We start from the raw sequence: 15,482 nt of genomic DNA, 5'->3' as shown, positions 1-15,482 counted from the left end.
GGTATGTCCAAAAATGGAGGCAGTCCGTTTCTCGGCTGAGGTGGCTGACGGCGTCGGCTCGGACTCAGGTCACCCGAGTCCGGCGATGCGATGCCAATGTGCGTGCGCGGCCGGTGTCCATTCGGCACGAAGGTCGCGCAGCCGTTTGGCTGCTTGCTGTCCACGCCAGTGGGGGAGCAGGATCTCCGGCAGCCGGGGGTCCATATAGGTCATCCGCCGCAGCGAGTCGGCCAGTTCGACATGGGCGAAGAGCAGTTCGTCATCGGTGGCGAAACGACGGGAATCGAAACGTTCGAGTAGGTCGTCGTAGGCGACTTCGGCCGCGGCGAGATCCCAGGATCGCCGCACCAGATCTTCCTCGGAAATGCCTGCGGCGGAGGGGGTTCCGATGAAGGACACGGAGTTCCCGGTCAGGCCCAGGGAATCGATCGCCTTCGCTGCCTCCGCCGCGCGCATGATATGCGGAGTCACCCACATCCCCGGAGTCGGATTGCCGAATCCGGCCCAGCGCAAGGCCGCGTACAGCTTCTTGCGGGTCGACCGCTGGGATTCGGGGATGGCGACGTTGAGCACCAGCCATTGCCCATCCCACTGTGCGGCATCGATATCGGTGGAGAACACCCGCATATCGCCCTCGGTGAAGAGGCGATGCGCTTCGTCTGTGAGGCTCCACAGGGTCTCGCGTCCGTCGCGTTGCGAGGTGATCAGGCCCGCGGATCCGGTGCGCGCGACGGCTTGTCGGCTCGCGTGCGCTCCGTAGCCCAATCCGTCGAGCAGATAGAGCAGCGCCGCGGTCCGAACCGGTTGCCGATAGGGTTCGACCAGTTCGCCGAGCGCGGTGATGAGCACGGACCGGGCACTTCGCGTCGACGTGTCCTTCGCGGACGGCGACGTCGGATCGGTGTCGGGCATACCTCCATCGTCGCTCAATCGCCCGGTGCATGGTCAGCGTGCCCCGGGTGTTCCGTTTCGGCCGGGGTGAGTTCGTGGCCGGACTCAGGACGTGATGCCCCACTCTCGCAACACGGTCCGGCAGTCGGAGCCGGGAATTCGTGGCGCGGTGTATCTCGTGGCCGGGTTTCCCGCGAAGCGCGGGGCAACTGCGGGTTGTCGCTGGCCGAAGGCCTCGATGACGGTGTCGCGGGCGCGTATATGGGGATGATGTGGTACCTCGTCGAGCGACAGGACCGGTGTCACGCACGCGTCGAGCGGTTCGAAAACGCGTACCCAGGCCGCGCGGGACCGAGTGCGGAAGATTCCCGCGAAACGGTCGTGAACCTCGGGCCAGGTATCTCTGTCGTACTGGTCGGGAAGTTCGGCGGCGGACAGGCCGAGCCCTTCGAGTAGCCGGCTGTAGAAAGCCGGTTCGATGGCGCCGACTGCGATATAGGTACCGTCCGCGCACTCGTATGTGTCGTAGAACGGAGCCCCGCCGTCGATCACGTTGGTTCCGCGCGCGAACCACGCTCGGTTCTCGGTCAACGTCCAGAACATGGACAAGAGCGCGCTGACGCCGTCGACCATCGCGACATCGATCACCTGTCCGCCGCCGCTACGGGTTCGTGCGTGCAGGGCGGCGAGAATTCCCAGCACCGCCAGCATCGAACCGCCGCCGAGATCGGCAACCAGGTTGAGCGGTGCGTGCGGCCGCTCCCCGTTGCGGCCGATGGCATTCAGGGCGCCGCTCAGGGCCAGGTAATTGATGTCGTGTCCGGCATAGGAGGCCAGTGGGCCGGACTGTCCCCATCCCGTAATCCGTGCGTAGATCAGCCGTGGGTTGCGCGGGGTGCACACCTCTGGGCCGACTCCGAGTCGTTCTGCGACGCCGGGCCGGTAGCTCTCGATCAAGACGTCGGCGCGATCGATGAGGTTCAACACCTGGGTCAGGTCGTCCGGGGTCTTGAGGTCGGCACTGATCGAGCGTCGGTTCCGTAGCGTCGCGTCCCTGTCCGGCGGCACCAATTCTGTTACGCCGCCGGGGCGTTCGACGCGAACGACGTCGGCCCCCAGATCTGCGAGCAGCATCGCGGCATGCGGCGAGGGCCCTATCCCGGCCAGCTCGACCACGCGAAGTCCCTCCAGTACCGGCTCCATCCGAGATCCTCCGAACGGTTTCTATATTTGACACTTTCGGATACTATCTGCCAAATAATGTATCACCACTGAATCGGCTGCCGCAGGCTTTCGAGCGCCTGCTGTGTGGTCGTCCGAGAGGCCGAGGGGCTTGATATGAGCGAACTGGACCCGGCAGTCATGTCGGCGCTGCGAGCGGTCGCCGACGATCCGGTGACGTACGTCGCGGAGTGGAAGGCGAAGTCCGGGGGGCGCGCGATCGCGTCGTTCCCGATGAACTTCCCTGCCGAGATCGTGCATGCCGTCGGTGCGCTGCCGGTCGTCGTCCAGGACGATCCGACTCCGGTGACCGAGGGCCGCAGTCTGCTCGCCGAGTTCTATTGCGGCTACACCAGAAGCGTGGCCGACCAGGCCGCACTCGGCAAGCTCGACGTGTTCGATGCCTTCGTCGCCGCCGACCACTGTGTTCAGCTGCTCGGCGCGGTCGATGTGATCCGCTGGGCGCGCCCGGACAAGCCGGTGCACTTCGCCCAGTTCACCAGCGCGATGGACGATTCCTGGACCAAGCCGCGGGTGGCGAGCCGGATCGAGGAATGCGTACGCGATGTCGAAACGGCTCTCGGAGTGACGGTGACCGCCGAGGCGCTGGCGGCTAGTATCCGCTCGTTCAACGAGAATCGCCGCCGACTGCGCGAACTCTACGATCGTCGGCGCTCGGGTCGCGTCCGGATCACCCCGAGCGATATGCAGACGCTGGTCAAGTCGAGCATGATCATGGATGTCCGGGAGCACACCGCGCTGCTCGATCGGTTGCTGGCGCAGCTCGACCCGACCGCCGAACCCCGCGGCGATCTGGTGCGCCTGCACCTGTCCGGTCATTTCTGTCACGGCCCGCGGCCCGAACTCCTGGATCTGCTCGAGGAATCGGGCGCGATCGTCGTCGACGACGATCTCTACACCGGCTACCGCTACATCTCCACCGACGTCCCCGAGTCCGGTGATCCGCTGGCGGCGCTCTCGGACTGGTACCTGGAGCGCAACAACAACGCACCCTGCCCGACCCGGGTCACCACGCAGATCGATTGGGACACATACCTGATCGACTCGATCGAGAAGAGTCGTTCGGACGGCGTCGTCGTACTGATGGCGAAGTTCTGTGAACCGCACATGCTCTACTACCCGGAACTGCGCAAGGCGCTCGATGCCCGGGGCATTCCGCTGCTGCTTCTGGAGACCGAGCACGAAGGCCTCCCGGCGGAGACGGTGCGCACCCGCATGGAGACATTCGTCGAACGAATCCGCCGCAGCCCGGCGGCCGTCTCACTCTGAATCCTCGAACCGTACAAGGGAGTTCACCATGACTGTCCAGCAAGCGAGCGCCGAGAAGGCCAACCGATTGACCAGCACCCGTATCGGTGGGCGGATGGTCGCCGACTACTGGGAGAACATCTTCACCGCCAAGGAACGTGGCAAACACGTCGTCTGGTACAACGGCGCGGCATTGAACCCGCTGTTCCAGGCTGCCGGGCTGGAGTGGTGCCACGGGGAGGCGTTCGCCGCTCGTCTGGCCGCTCAGCACCTGGAGGGACCCGCGCAGACCGCCGGCGCGGAATACGGCTACATCGGTGAGCTCTGCTCCTATGCGCGAACACATCTCGGCTGTGCGGTGCTGACCCACCAGACCGTCAGTGAACGGTCCAGCGGAGTCGTCGGGATGATGGACCAGCAGGAGCTCGCCGCGAAGCTGCCGGCCCCGGATTTCTTCGTCAACGGCTACGCCGGATGCAGCACGGGCCAGCAGTGGGATGCGATGACCTACCGCGTTTTCGACCGCAAGCTGCCCCTGTTCAACGTCTCGATGCCGATGCTGTGGGGCAACAAGCCCGACGCCGGTTATATGCGCGGCGAGGAGTGGGCCGAGGTCAGCCGGTACGTGGAAGGACAGTTGCGTGAACTGATCGGCTTCCTGGAGCAGCAGACCGGGCGGCCGTTCGACTGGGACGCGCTGAGCGAGAGCATGTCCTACATCAAGCGCGCCTCGCAGTTGCGGCTCGAGGGTATGGAGCTGTGCAGGCAGGCGCCCACCCCGGCGACCTACTGGGACTGGGTGGCGAGTATCGCCCCAATCAACTTTCTGCCGGGAAACCAGGACCTGGTCGACTATTTCGCCGGGGTGAAGGCCGAGATCGAACAGCGAGTCGCCGACGGCGTGAGTGCGGTGAGCAACGAGCGCTACCGGGTGTACTTCGACGGCATCATGAACTGGAACAAGCTCGGCTTCCTCACTCGGAAATTCGCCGAGTACGACGTGGCGGTCGTCGCGGGGCGGTACACCCACGAATCCTTCTGGCAGGAGCCACAACTCATCGATACCGACAACCCCCTGCTCGGTATGGCGCAGCACTATCTGCTGTGCCCGCTCAACCACGGGCTGAAGACTCTGCAGGAGTTGCTGCTGCGCCGCCTGGACGAATACGCCATCGATGGCATCGCGTTCCACTCGACCCGAACCTGCCGAGCCATGACGAACCCACAGGTGATGCTGGCCCGGACCGCCGAGAGTGAGCGGGGCGTCAAATCCTTCTTCTTCGAAGGTGACGTGGCCGACGCGTCGTTCTACAACGACGAGCTCTTCGACAGCCGGCTTGAGGCGATGCTGGAAGCCATCGATGTGCAGCGGATGAAGGCCAGGGTGTAGGTCGTGACCCTCGCGGAGGAGGCGCTGTCATGAATGCCGGCAAGTGGTTCGTCATGGGGGTCGATCTCGGCTCAACCACGGCGAAGGCAGCCGTCGTCGACCAGGACGGGGTGCTGTGCGGAGCGGACGTCGTGCAGATGGGTGCGGTGAGCCCGGCCGCGGTCGCCCGCGCGATCGACGGCGCCCTGAACGCCGCGGGGGTGAGCAGGGATCGGATTCGGCGAACCATCAGCACGGGCTACGGTCGCAAATTGGTTCCCGGCGCCGATCGAAGCTTCACCGAGATCACCTGTCACGCGCGCGGGGCTGCCGCGCTGCGGCCGGGCGTGCGGCTGGTGATCGATATCGGCGGCCAGGACAGCAAGGCCATCCTCGTCGACGACGCCGGACTGGTGGATCGGTTCGCGATGAACGACCGCTGCGCCAGCGGGACGGGCAGGTTCTTCGACGTGCTCGCGCGGGCGCTGGAAGTCGAGATCGACGCGGTGGGGGAGTTGGCGCTCTCGGGCTCCGGCGACCTCGAAGTCAGCAGTATGTGCGCGACATTCGCCGAGACCGAAGTCATTTCCCTACTGGCACAGGGGCTTTCGAAATCCGACGTGGCCGCGTCGGTGCACCGCGCGGTCGCCGCGCGCACACTGGGCCTGGTCGCGCAGGTGGGCAAGGCGTCTCCCGTCGTGATGACGGGCGGAGTCGCCAAGAATCCGGCCGCCCGGCACTTCGTCTCGCGGGCGCTCGACCGGCCGATCGAACTCCTCGAGCAGCCACAGATCGCCGGCGCTTACGGCGCGGGGCTGCTCGCCCGCGATGAATACCTCGGGCAGGCCGCAGCGCTTGTCGATCGGGACGCCGCCGCAGACGAACAGGCAGCCGAATCGGCATCGCCCGGAAACCGGCACTGCCTCGACTGCAACGGTGTACTCGATCACACGGCTGCCCGGACCACGACGGCCGTTCCGATCGAATTACTAAGGAATAAGCGATGATTGATGAGACAGCGGAGATCCGAGTCCCCATCCTGGCCGAATCGACGGTGTACGTCGTCGGAGGGACCAGCGGCGTCGGGCTGGAGGTCGCCAATCGATTCGTCGCGGCCGGAACCCAGCGAATCGGCCTGGTGGGTCGTGATGCCGAACGCGGTCACAAGGCCGCGGAACAGATCCGATCGCGCGCGCCGGGAGTGTGGTCCCTGTTCGTCGCGGGGGATGTCAACGATCCCGGTGAAGCGCGACGAGTAGCCGAGGAGCTGCGATCCGGGCTCGGCCCGGCCGACATCCTGGTCAACAGCACCACGAGTCCGTTCACTCCGCGCCTGTTCCACGACATCCTCCCGGAGGACGTCCCGGCGATCGTGACGCAGCAGGCGTTCGGGCCGATGAACATGTGCCACGCCGTCCTGCCGGATATGCGTTCGCAGCGTGGCGGCGCGATAGTCAATGTCGCGTCCGATGCGGCCAAATGGCCGACTCCCGGCGAGACCGTCCTGGGCGCGGCGATGGCGGCCATCGTGATGTTCACCCAGACCTTGGCGATGGAGGCCAAACGTCACGGCATCCGGGTCAATGCCGTGACGCCGTCACTGATCCGCGACACCGGCGCACACGATCGGGTGATGGCCGATCCGTTCAGCGCCAAGTTGTTCGAAAAGGCCACTCGCGCAGCATCACTCGGCGTAGCCGAACCCTCCGATCTGGCAGAGCTCATCGTATTCCTGTGCAGTCCGCAGGCCCGTCGGATCACCGGACAGGCGGTGAGCCCCAACGGCGGCATCTCGGCCGGGTAGCGGACCGTTCCGATGACGTCCGAGCGGGCTCGGCGTTCGCACAGCAACCGAATATATTTGACAGTTTCGTAGACGCACGGCCTAAATATGTACTACATTGGCTGTGATCGGTGCCACAGCTGCTCGCGTCGGAGCCTGATCGGCGACATACGAATCCACAGCGTTGTTCACCCCCGCAGACTTTTAAGGCGGATCCCACGATGACCCTCACGCAATCTCTTTGGCCGGCCTCGCAGAGCTCAGGGGTTCGCGATATCACCCTGGGCGAACTGCTCAGACAAGCCGCCGCCGCGGTGCCGGACGGTGTGGCGTTGGTGGACGGCGATCCCGATCCGGCGAAGCGGCGCGAATGGACCTACCGCGAACTTCTCGACGATGTCGAAGTGGTCGCCCGTGCGCTCCTGGCGCACTTCGCGCCTGGTGATCGCATCGCGGTGTGGTCGCCCAACAGTGCGGACTGGGTGATTCTGCAGCAAGCGATCGCGATGGCCGGAATGGTGGTGGTCGGCATCAATCCGGCCTATCGAGCCGACGAACTCGAGTACATCCTGCGTCAGTCCCATGCGGCCGGTGTGTTCTTTCGAGAGAGCTATCGCGGAACGAATCTCGAGGACATTCTCGGCGAGATCATCGGCGATCTCCCCGAGCTTCGCATGGCGATCCCGACTCGCGACTGGCAGAAGTTCCGTACCACCGGGGATCCCGCGACGCCCCTCCCGGTGGTGTCGCCGACCGACCCGGTGCAGATTCAGTACACCTCCGGCACCACCGGGTTCCCCAAGGGAGCGGTACTGCACCACAAGGGGATCGTCAACGAGGCGACGTTCGTCTTCGAGCGGGCCGGGCGGGCCGAGTCCGTGGTGTGTGTCAACGCCATGCCGATGTATCACATCGGCGGCGGTGGGGTTACCGAACTCGGCACGTTCGCCGCGCACGGCACCTTCGTGGTGCTGCCCGGGTTCGAACCCGGGCACATGCTGGAGATGCTCGAAACCTACCGTGGCACACACTCGTTGATGGTGCCGACCATGCTGATCGCGTTGCTCGAGCACCCGGACTTCGAGACGCGAGATCTGTCGAGTGTGCACACCATCATGTCGGGCGCCGCGGCGGTGCCCCAGGCGTTGGTCGAGTGTGTCATCGCGCGGCTCGGTTGCCGATTCACGATTCTGTTCGGGCAGAGCGAGATGCACGGCGTGATCAGTCAGACTCGCATCACCGATGATCCGGTGGATCAGGCCAGCACCGTCGGGCAGCCGCTTCCCGAACTCGAGATCAAGATCGTCGATCTGGTGGACGGCGACATCGTCCCGATCGGCGAACAGGGCGAGATCTGTTGTCGCGGTTACCAGAACATGCTCGGCTATTCCGATATGCCCGCCGAGACCGCGGCGACGGTCGATGCCGAGGGCTGGTTGCACATGGGCGATCTCGCCACCATGGACGAACGTGGGTTTCTGCGAATCACGGGTCGTCTCAAGGACATGATCATCCGGGGCGGGCTCAACATCTATCCGCGAGAGATCGAAGAGCTGCTGTTCCGGCACCCCGAGATAGTGGAGGTGGTCGTGATCGGCGTACCGGACGAGAAATGGGGCGAACAGATCGGGGCCGTGGTACGGGCCGAGGATCCGGCCAACCCGCCCGATGTCGCCGCGCTGAAGGCGTGGTGCCGGGAGCGAATCGCGGCTCACAAGACGCCGTCGCTCTGGTATTTCACGACGGAACTTCCGATGACCCCGTCGGGCAAGATCCAGAAGTTCCGGGTCCGGGACGAGATCACCTCGGGTGCGCTGACGGCTGTGGCCCTTCCGGAGGAGAGTGTGCGATCCGCCGGTGCGGCGATCGTCGATTCGCCGCTGTCGAATGCGAGCCCTATCCGTTGACCGAATTCGTTGCAGCACAGTCGGATCGATACGCCGGGGCGGAACGCGAAGCTGGTCGCTCTGCCGGACGCGTTGGTCACTCGCCTTCGGTGCCGACGAATTGACCGGTGGAGGTGGCTTGTGGCGGTTCGGACGCCCGAGTTGACGGATACGGTGCGTGATCCTGCAAGAATGCCAAGCGTGTTCGAGCTGAATCTGCCGGCGCCGAGCGCCAGGTCCCTGCTTCTCACGGTGATCGGGGAAATGATGTACGCGCCTCCCGAGGCGGCGTGGACCACCGCCCTGCTGCATGTGCTCGGCGGTCTGGGTGTCGAAGAACATGCCGCGCGGCAGGTGCTGGCGCGGGCGGCCGATGCGGGCTGGGTCGTGCGGGAGCGGGACGGCCGGGCGGTGAAGTGGCGTCTGGCCGAGAAGGGGCGCGCCCTGGTGACCGACGGTATCCATCGTTCCGATGCCTACCTGGCCGGTCCGCCGGATTGGGATGGTCGATGGTTGCTGTTGTTCGTCACCGTGCCCGGCGAGCAGCGCACGACGCGTAAGCGGCTCTACGGCGGGTTGTCCTGGTTGGGGCTGGGCAATCCGGTGCCCGGGGTGTGGCTGACTCCGCACACCGAACGCGGTGCGGAGCTCAGCGAACTGGTCGAGAGCCTGGGCTTGCGTTCCTCGGCATTGTCCGTTGTCGGCACGGTGCACGACGCCGGTCTCGGTGGCGACGAGATCGCCGGGAAGGCATGGGATCTGACCGATCTCGAAGCGCACTACAAGACCCTGTTGGATCAGCTCGACAGTTTGCCGGAGCCACGAGGCGGCGACGAGACGCTGTTCGCGTATCTCGAGTTGCTCAATGTGCAGCAGCGATTCATGCGGCGCGATCCGTACCTGCCTGAGGAATTGATGCCGAAGTGGATCGGTCGCGACGGTGCGGCGCGGATCCGCGCATGCCGCGAGCGCTGGGGAGGGCCAGCGCACGCTCGCTGGAGGGAACTGGTGCGAGACTGCGCGCCGCGCTGAGGAGTAGACGGAAACCCGGGTGATCTGATCTGACACCCGCCGGGCTGTATGCCATATGTGCTGTTTAGGGTCGCGCACGGTCTTAGGTTATACAAAAATGATCACCGTAGGTTGATTTCTGTACAAACTAGGGCCATCATGATCCGTACAGGGCAGATCACATGCCACACCGGCTACGCAGGGACAGCCCCCTGCCCGCCGGGTGTCCGGCCGCCCATACAGCCCGTTGAACTCGAGGTGCCAGCCGATGTACGAAGCGAAATCAGCGATCTCGACCCTGGTCGAGGTCGCTGCCGATCCGGACGCTTACGTCGCCGCGTGGAAGGCGCGAACCGGGCGACCGGTTGTCGGTGCGTTCCCGATGAACTTTCCCGCCGAGATCGCACACGCCGCCGGCGCGCTGCCGGTGATCATTCAGGAGAGCCGGGAGACGATCACCGTCGGTCGCAACCTGCTGACCGAGTTCTACTGCGGGTACACCCGCAGTGTCGCCGATCAGGCCGCCAAGGGGCGCTTGCAGATCTACGACGGTTTCTTCCTCGCCGATCACTGCATCCAATTGCTCGGTGCGGTCGATGTGACTCGGGAGTCCGAGCCGGACAAGCCGATGTACTTCGGGCAGTTCATGTCTTCCATGGGCGAGCCGTGGACCCCGGAGCAGGTGCACGCGAAGATGGCCGAATTCCGTAGCAAGATGGAGACATTCGCGGGCAGGCAGATCACCGACGAGGATCTTCGGGCGAGTATCCGGCTCTTCGATACCGGTCGCCAGCTGCTGCGCAGGTTGTACGACGCACGTCGCGACGGCGACGCCAACTTCACCGCTTCACAACTGCAAGCGTTCATCAAATCGAGCATGATCATGGACCGGGCCGAGCACAACGAGCTGCTGAACAGGATCGTGCGCGAGCACGTCGTGCCGGTCGAGCGGGACGAGCGTGTCCGGCTGCACCTGTCCGGTCATTTCTGTCATGCGCCGCGCACCGAGCTGCTCGATCTGATCGAGGAATGCGGCGCGCTCGTCGTCGACGACGACCTGTTCCACGGGATGCGTTACATATCCACCGACGTTGGCGCACAAGGTGATCCGATCGAGGCGCTGTCGCAGTGGTATCTGCGGCGCAACGTCTCGGTGCCGTGCCCGACCAGGGTGCAGCACGATGTCGACTGGGACGGGTATCTGCTCGACACGATCGACCGCAGCGGCGCCGAAGGGGTGATCGTCCTCATGGCGAAGTTCTGCGAACCGCACATGCTGTTCTATCCGGAGCTGCGCAAGGCGCTCGATGGTCGCGGCATCCCGCATCTGCTGATCGAGACCGAACACGAGGGTCTTCCGGTCGAATCCATCCGCACCCGACTCGAGGCGTTGCTCGAACGTATCCGGCGGCATCGCCTCGTCCCGGTTCAGGTATGACGCGGCCGAACAGGCCCGTCGATTCGTTGTCCACAGGAGGTAACCAATGACCACGATCACCGAGAACCCGATCGAGAAGAGCAAGGCCAACCGGCTCACCGTGACGAAATCCGGCGGCAAGATGGTCGCCGACTATTGGGAGAACATCTTCACCGCCCGCGAACGCGGTCAGCAGGTGGTCTGGTACAACGGCTCCGCGGTCAATCCGATCTTCCAGGCAGCGGGTCTGGAATGGGCGCACGGCGAGGCGTTCTCCGCCCGGCTGGCGGCGCAGCACCTGGAAGTTCCGGCGCAGCAGGCGGGTGCGGAATACGGCTATATCGGCGAACTGTGCTCCTATGCCCGGACCCATCTGGGTTGTGCGGTGCTGACCGAGCGGTCGCGTCAGGCGAGCGAGTCCGGGATGTCGTCGGAGGGACAGAACGGCATCGTCGGCATGACCGATCAGCAGGAGCTGGCGAGCCGGCTGCCTGCGCCGGACTTCTTCGTCAATGCCTACGCCGGGTGCAGCACCGGGCAGCAGTGGGACGAGATCTCCTACCGGGTCTTCGGCAAGCGGGTGCCGATCTTCAACGTCTCGCTTCCGTTCCTGTGGGGTAACAGCAAGGACGCGGGGTACCTGACCGGATCGGAATGGGACGACGCATCCCGGTATGTCGCGGAGCAGCTGCAAGAACTGATCAAGTTCATCGAGGGACAGACCGGCCGCCCGTTCGACTGGGATGCGTTGGGGCAGAACATGGCCTACATCAAGCGGGCCTCCGAGCTGCGGCGCGAGGCGATGGCGCTGTGCCAGGCCGCGCCGACCCCGGCCACCTATTGGGACTGGATCGCCAATATCGCTCACATCAACTTCCTGCCCGCCGGGCAGGAGCTGGTCGATTACTTCGCCGCGGTCAAGGACGAGATCCAATGGCGCCTGGACAACGGCGTCGGCGGCGTCGAGTCGGAGCGCTACCGCCTGTATTTCGACGGCATGATGAACTGGAACAAGCTGGGCTGGCTGGCGAAGAAGTTCGCCGCCTATGACGTCTCGGTGGTGGCCGGGCGCTACACCCACAACGCCTTCTGGCAGGAACCGCATCTGATCGACCCCGAGAACCCGCTGCTCGGCATGGCCCAGCACTATCTGCTGTGCCCGACGAATCACGGTGTGAAGACCCTGAAGCATCTGATGCTTCGCGATATCGACGATTACGGGATCGACGGCATGGTCTTCCATTCGTCTCGGACCTGCCGGGCCTTCACCAACCCGCAGCGTCTGCTCGGTAATTCCGCGCAGAAAGAGCGCGGCATCCCGTCGATGTTCTTCGAAGGCGATGTCGCCGATGCGTCCTTCTACAAGGACGAGATTCTGCAGTCGCGACTCGAGGCCATGCTCGAGTCGATCGATATCCGGCGCAGCAGGGCGCAGATCGCCTGAGCGCAGCGCGCACGAAGGGTTTGCTGATGAGCTCGTATTTCTTGGGCGTCGACCTGGGCTCGACCACCGCGAAGGCGGCGATCGTCGATGAGAACGCCGTGCTGGTGGCATCCAGTGTGGTCCAGATGGGCGCGGTGAGCAGGCAGGGCATGCGGCGTGCGATCGACGCGGCGCTGGGAGAGGCCGGGTTGCGGGCCGAAGAGATCACCCGCATCGTCGGCACCGGGTACGGGCGCCGACTCGTGCCCGACGTGGACCGGACCTTCACCGAGATCACCTGTCACGCACGCGGTGTCGTCGAATGGCAGCCCGATGTCCGCCTGATCATCGACATCGGTGGCCAGGACAGCAAGGCGATCACCATCGATGATCTCGGCCTGGTGGACGAGTTCGCGATGAACGATCGGTGCGCGAGCGGCACCGGGCGCTTCTTCGAGGTCCTGGCGCGGGCGCTGGAAAGCGAGGTCGACCAGATCGGCGCGCTGGCGCTGCGGGGCACAGCGGATCTGGAGGTAAGCAGCATGTGCGCGACGTTCGCGGAGACGGAGATCGTCTCGCTGGTCGCGGAGGGCGCGGATCCGGCCGATATCGCCGCATCCGTGCACCGCGCGGTCGCCGCGCGCATTCTGGGACTGGTCGCGCTCGTGGGCAAGCGAACACCGGTGGTGCTGACCGGCGGTGTCGCGAAGAACCCCGCGGCGATCGAATTCCTGGCACGAGCGCTGGACACCCCGGTGATCGTGCCGCGCGCCCCGCAGATCACCGGTGCGTTCGGTGCTGCTCTGCTGGCCAGGGACGCCACCGCGCCGAGTACACGTGGTGAGCCGTTGCCGCTGGTCTCGGCCACTGTCGGCGGCGGCGACTGTAGCGTCTGTACCGGCCCGGCTGGTCCGAACTGACTCTCCGGTCGGCACTCATTACTCGGCTCACTCGCACAGGAACGGAACATTGACGATACCTATGTCCAAAAATATGGTCTATCCATATGACCATAGGTTTAGGATGGCACCAGGGCTCGCCCCAGCAGCCTTCCGTGGCACCGTCGACCGGTTCTGCGACCGCGTAACCGACGCAAGGGCTTCGTCGCCGCTGAGCCACACCTGTGCCGGGCGTAACACCGGAAAAGACGGATCGTGGGAGCGGACGTGACAATGCATCTGGATTCGGAACGGACGGAAATCCGCGACGCGGTACGCGATTTCGCCGCGAAGAGACTGGCGTCCGGCTATCTGACCCGCGCCAAATCCTCGACCTTCCCGTGGGGTCTGCACCGCGAGATCGCTGAACTCGGCATCTACGGCCTGCTCGCGGGTGCGGACCACAACCCGCTGGAGCGAGAGGATTTCGTCGCCGCGGGACTGGCGGTGGAGGAGCTGGCCTACGCCGATTTCAATGTCGCCAATATCGCCATCCCGGTGATGCTCATGAGCACGCTGATCCGGCAGCACGCGGACCCCGCACTCGTCGCAGAATGGTTGCCGCGCTTGGTATCCGGTGACACCTTCGTGGGCTTCGCGTTGACCGAGCCGGAAACCGGGTCCGACGCCGCCAACATCCGCACGGTGGCGCGTGCTACCGGAGACGGGTACGTGCTCGACGGCGAGAAGACATCGGTGACCATGCTCGGCAACGCCGAGGCCCTCGTCGTCGTCGCGCGCACTGTCCGGGACGGAACCGATGTCGGGGTCTCCGCATTTCTCGTGCCGCTGGACACCCCCGGGATCGCCCGTTCGGTCGTTCCCGATACCGGATGGGGCATTCTCGGCCGTGGCGTCCTGCACCTCGACCAGGTGCGGATCCCCGCACGCAACCTGCTCGGCACCGAGGGACGCGGGTTCTCCCGGGTGCTCAACGGGTTCGATTTCACCCGTCCACTACTGGCGCTCACCGGAATCGGGACCGCTCAGGCGGCCATCGACGAGACGGCGGAGTACGTCCGTAATCGCACGGCCTTCGGCGCGCCACTGGCGAAATTCGAGGGAGTATCGTTTCCTCTCGCCGAGCATCTCACGCACCTGGAGGCGGCCCGGCTGATCTGCTACTCGGCGCTGGAGGGGCGGACCCTCGGGCTGCCGCACACCGCCGAAGCGGCAATGTCGAAATGGTACGGCCCGCTCGTCGCCAGCGCGGCAGTGAAGGAATGTCTGCTTTTGCACGGCAATTACGGCTACTCGCAGGAGCTGCCCTTCGAGCAGCGGCTGCGTGATGTGATGTCGGTCGAGATCGCGGACGGAACCGCGCAGATTCAGAAAATCATCATCGTGCGCGAAAAATATGGGAAAGACTTCGTTCCCTACAACAAGAAGTAGAACAACGGAAACGAAAGGTATTTCAGGAGAAAAATGGGCGAAAATACGAACAGCAGTCACCCCCGACCCGCGCTGGCAACCGGATTCGATTTCACCGACTCGAAGATCATGGTGGTCGGCGGCACCTCCGGTGTCGGACTGGCCACCGCGGTCGGTTTCGCACGGGCGGGAGCTCGGAAGCTGGTGCTGGTCGGCCGCAACGAACAACGCGGCAAGCAGGCCGTCGAGACCGTAGTCGAGGCGAGCCCGTCCAGCGAGCCGGAATTTCTGTCGGCCGATGTCAACGACCCCGGGCGCGCCGGCGAGGTGGTCGCGGACGCCGCGCGGCGGATGGGCGGCCTGGACGTGCTGGTCAACTCCACCGTCGCGGTCTATCAGCCAACGCTGCTGCACGACACCGATATCGACGCGATCCCCGGCATGCTCATGCAGCAGGCGCTCGGCCCGATGCTGACCAGTCGCGCCGCGGTGCCCATCATGCGGGAGCAGCGACGCGGCGCGATCATCAATATCGCTTCGGATGCGGCGAAGGTGCCCACCCCGGGCGAATGCATCATCGGTGCGGCGATGGCGGCGATCGTGACGTTCTCCCGCACGCTAGCGGTCGAAGCGAAGCGTTACGGTGTGCGGGTCAACACGATCACCCCGTCGCTGATCGCGAACACCGGATCCTACGACCGGGCGATGAACCTCGAATTCAGCCGGAAGATCTTCGAGAAGATCACCTCGCAGGCGCATCTGGGCCTGACCGAGCCCGAGGATCTCGCCAATACCATCATGTTCCTCGCTTCGTCGTTGGCGGCCAATATCACCGGCCAGGTCGTCAGTGTCAACGGCGGAATCTCGGTGGCCTGAGGCCATCGGCGGAATATCCGCCGCCAG

13 protein-coding genes are annotated in these 15,482 nt (G+C 64.9%); 11 read left to right on the top strand and 2 right to left on the bottom strand.

Features of this window, described 5'->3' with window-relative positions:
- Positions 1-69: 69 nt before the first annotated feature.
- Both NM2_RS00455 and NM2_RS00450 read right to left on the bottom strand, forming a co-directional pair.
- The gene (locus tag NM2_RS00455; RefSeq protein WP_067662222.1) at positions 70-912 is read right to left on the bottom strand and encodes a PaaX family transcriptional regulator; all 843 of its coding nucleotides are present in this window, start codon (positions 910-912) and stop codon (positions 70-72) included.
- Between the two features lie 84 nt (positions 913-996).
- A complete protein-coding gene (locus tag NM2_RS00450; protein WP_067662219.1) occupies positions 997-2,094 on the bottom strand; it encodes a CaiB/BaiF CoA transferase family protein in 1,098 nt (365 codons plus the stop codon).
- Positions 2,095-2,229: 135 nt separating this feature from the next.
- On the opposite strand from NM2_RS00450, the gene NM2_RS00445 reads away from it, so the two are divergent.
- The 11 genes from NM2_RS00445 to NM2_RS00395 all read left to right on the top strand — a co-directional run bounded on the left by NM2_RS00445 (position 2,230) and on the right by NM2_RS00395 (position 15,455).
- Complete coding sequence (locus NM2_RS00445) at positions 2,230-3,402, top strand: 2-hydroxyacyl-CoA dehydratase subunit D (protein ID WP_067662216.1); 1,173 nt, start codon at positions 2,230-2,232, stop codon at positions 3,400-3,402.
- 28 nt (positions 3,403-3,430) lie between these two features.
- Positions 3,431-4,771 carry a 2-hydroxyacyl-CoA dehydratase subunit D gene (locus tag NM2_RS00440; RefSeq protein WP_067662213.1) on the top strand — a complete coding sequence of 447 codons (1,341 nt, stop codon included), beginning with the start codon at positions 3,431-3,433 and terminating at the stop codon, positions 4,769-4,771.
- 29 nt (positions 4,772-4,800) lie between these two features.
- Complete coding sequence (locus NM2_RS00435) at positions 4,801-5,757, top strand: acyl-CoA dehydratase activase (RefSeq protein WP_067662209.1); 957 nt, start codon at positions 4,801-4,803, stop codon at positions 5,755-5,757.
- On the top strand, positions 5,754-6,554 hold the full coding sequence (locus NM2_RS00430) for an SDR family NAD(P)-dependent oxidoreductase (protein ID WP_067662206.1): 801 nt from the start codon (positions 5,754-5,756) through the stop codon (positions 6,552-6,554). The genes NM2_RS00435 and NM2_RS00430 overlap by 4 nt, the downstream gene beginning before the upstream one ends.
- A 200-nt stretch (positions 6,555-6,754) precedes the next feature.
- Positions 6,755-8,440 (top strand): AMP-binding protein, encoded by a 1,686-nt coding sequence (locus NM2_RS00425; protein WP_067662203.1) that lies wholly within the window; start codon positions 6,755-6,757, stop codon positions 8,438-8,440.
- A gap of 171 nt (positions 8,441-8,611) precedes the next feature.
- Positions 8,612-9,451 (top strand): PaaX family transcriptional regulator, encoded by an 840-nt coding sequence (locus tag NM2_RS00420; protein WP_067662200.1) that lies wholly within the window; start codon positions 8,612-8,614, stop codon positions 9,449-9,451.
- A gap of 247 nt (positions 9,452-9,698) precedes the next feature.
- Positions 9,699-10,868 (top strand): 2-hydroxyacyl-CoA dehydratase subunit D, encoded by a 1,170-nt coding sequence (locus tag NM2_RS00415; RefSeq protein WP_067662197.1) that lies wholly within the window; start codon positions 9,699-9,701, stop codon positions 10,866-10,868.
- A 46-nt stretch (positions 10,869-10,914) separates the two neighbouring features.
- Positions 10,915-12,291 (top strand): 2-hydroxyacyl-CoA dehydratase subunit D, encoded by a 1,377-nt coding sequence (locus tag NM2_RS00410; RefSeq protein WP_067662194.1) that lies wholly within the window; start codon positions 10,915-10,917, stop codon positions 12,289-12,291.
- Between the two features lie 26 nt (positions 12,292-12,317).
- Positions 12,318-13,190 (top strand): acyl-CoA dehydratase activase, encoded by an 873-nt coding sequence (locus NM2_RS00405; RefSeq protein ID WP_067662191.1) that lies wholly within the window; start codon positions 12,318-12,320, stop codon positions 13,188-13,190.
- A 252-nt stretch (positions 13,191-13,442) separates the two neighbouring features.
- Entirely contained in the window at positions 13,443-14,600 is a 1,158-nt protein-coding gene (locus NM2_RS00400; RefSeq protein WP_067662188.1) for an acyl-CoA dehydrogenase family protein, read from the top strand.
- A gap of 33 nt (positions 14,601-14,633) precedes the next feature.
- A complete protein-coding gene (locus NM2_RS00395) occupies positions 14,634-15,455 on the top strand; it encodes an SDR family NAD(P)-dependent oxidoreductase (protein WP_084530332.1) in 822 nt (273 codons plus the stop codon).
- The last annotated feature ends 27 nt before the right edge of the window (positions 15,456-15,482 follow it).

Origin of the sequence: Nocardia miyunensis NBRC 108239, from assembly GCF_001613065.1 — a bacterium.
Classification (GTDB): Bacteria; Actinomycetota; Actinomycetes; order Mycobacteriales; family Mycobacteriaceae; genus Nocardia; species Nocardia miyunensis.
The sequence above is the reverse complement of the archived record's forward strand: the minus strand, read 5'-3'. Positions and strand labels throughout refer to the sequence as shown.

What these genes read in the sequence shown, in the direction of transcription:
- NM2_RS00395 (WP_084530332.1), top strand. Translation starts at nt 14,634, where the DNA reads ATGGGCGAAAATACGAACAGCAGTCACCCCCGACCCGCGCTGGCAACC.
- NM2_RS00455 (WP_067662222.1), bottom strand. Translation starts at nt 912, where the DNA reads ATGCCCGACACCGATCCGACGTCGCCGTCCGCGAAGGACACGTCGACG.
- NM2_RS00420 (WP_067662200.1), top strand. Translation starts at nt 8,612, where the DNA reads ATGCCAAGCGTGTTCGAGCTGAATCTGCCGGCGCCGAGCGCCAGGTCC.
- NM2_RS00415 (WP_067662197.1), top strand. Translation starts at nt 9,699, where the DNA reads ATGTACGAAGCGAAATCAGCGATCTCGACCCTGGTCGAGGTCGCTGCC.
- NM2_RS00435 (WP_067662209.1), top strand. Translation starts at nt 4,801, where the DNA reads ATGAATGCCGGCAAGTGGTTCGTCATGGGGGTCGATCTCGGCTCAACC.
- NM2_RS00425 (WP_067662203.1), top strand. Translation starts at nt 6,755, where the DNA reads ATGACCCTCACGCAATCTCTTTGGCCGGCCTCGCAGAGCTCAGGGGTT.
- NM2_RS00445 (WP_067662216.1), top strand. Translation starts at nt 2,230, where the DNA reads ATGAGCGAACTGGACCCGGCAGTCATGTCGGCGCTGCGAGCGGTCGCC.
- NM2_RS00450 (WP_067662219.1), bottom strand. Translation starts at nt 2,094, where the DNA reads ATGGAGCCGGTACTGGAGGGACTTCGCGTGGTCGAGCTGGCCGGGATA.
- NM2_RS00410 (WP_067662194.1), top strand. Translation starts at nt 10,915, where the DNA reads ATGACCACGATCACCGAGAACCCGATCGAGAAGAGCAAGGCCAACCGG.
- NM2_RS00440 (WP_067662213.1), top strand. Translation starts at nt 3,431, where the DNA reads ATGACTGTCCAGCAAGCGAGCGCCGAGAAGGCCAACCGATTGACCAGC.
- NM2_RS00405 (WP_067662191.1), top strand. Translation starts at nt 12,318, where the DNA reads ATGAGCTCGTATTTCTTGGGCGTCGACCTGGGCTCGACCACCGCGAAG.
- NM2_RS00430 (WP_067662206.1), top strand. Translation starts at nt 5,754, where the DNA reads ATGATTGATGAGACAGCGGAGATCCGAGTCCCCATCCTGGCCGAATCG.
- NM2_RS00400 (WP_067662188.1), top strand. Translation starts at nt 13,443, where the DNA reads ATGCATCTGGATTCGGAACGGACGGAAATCCGCGACGCGGTACGCGAT.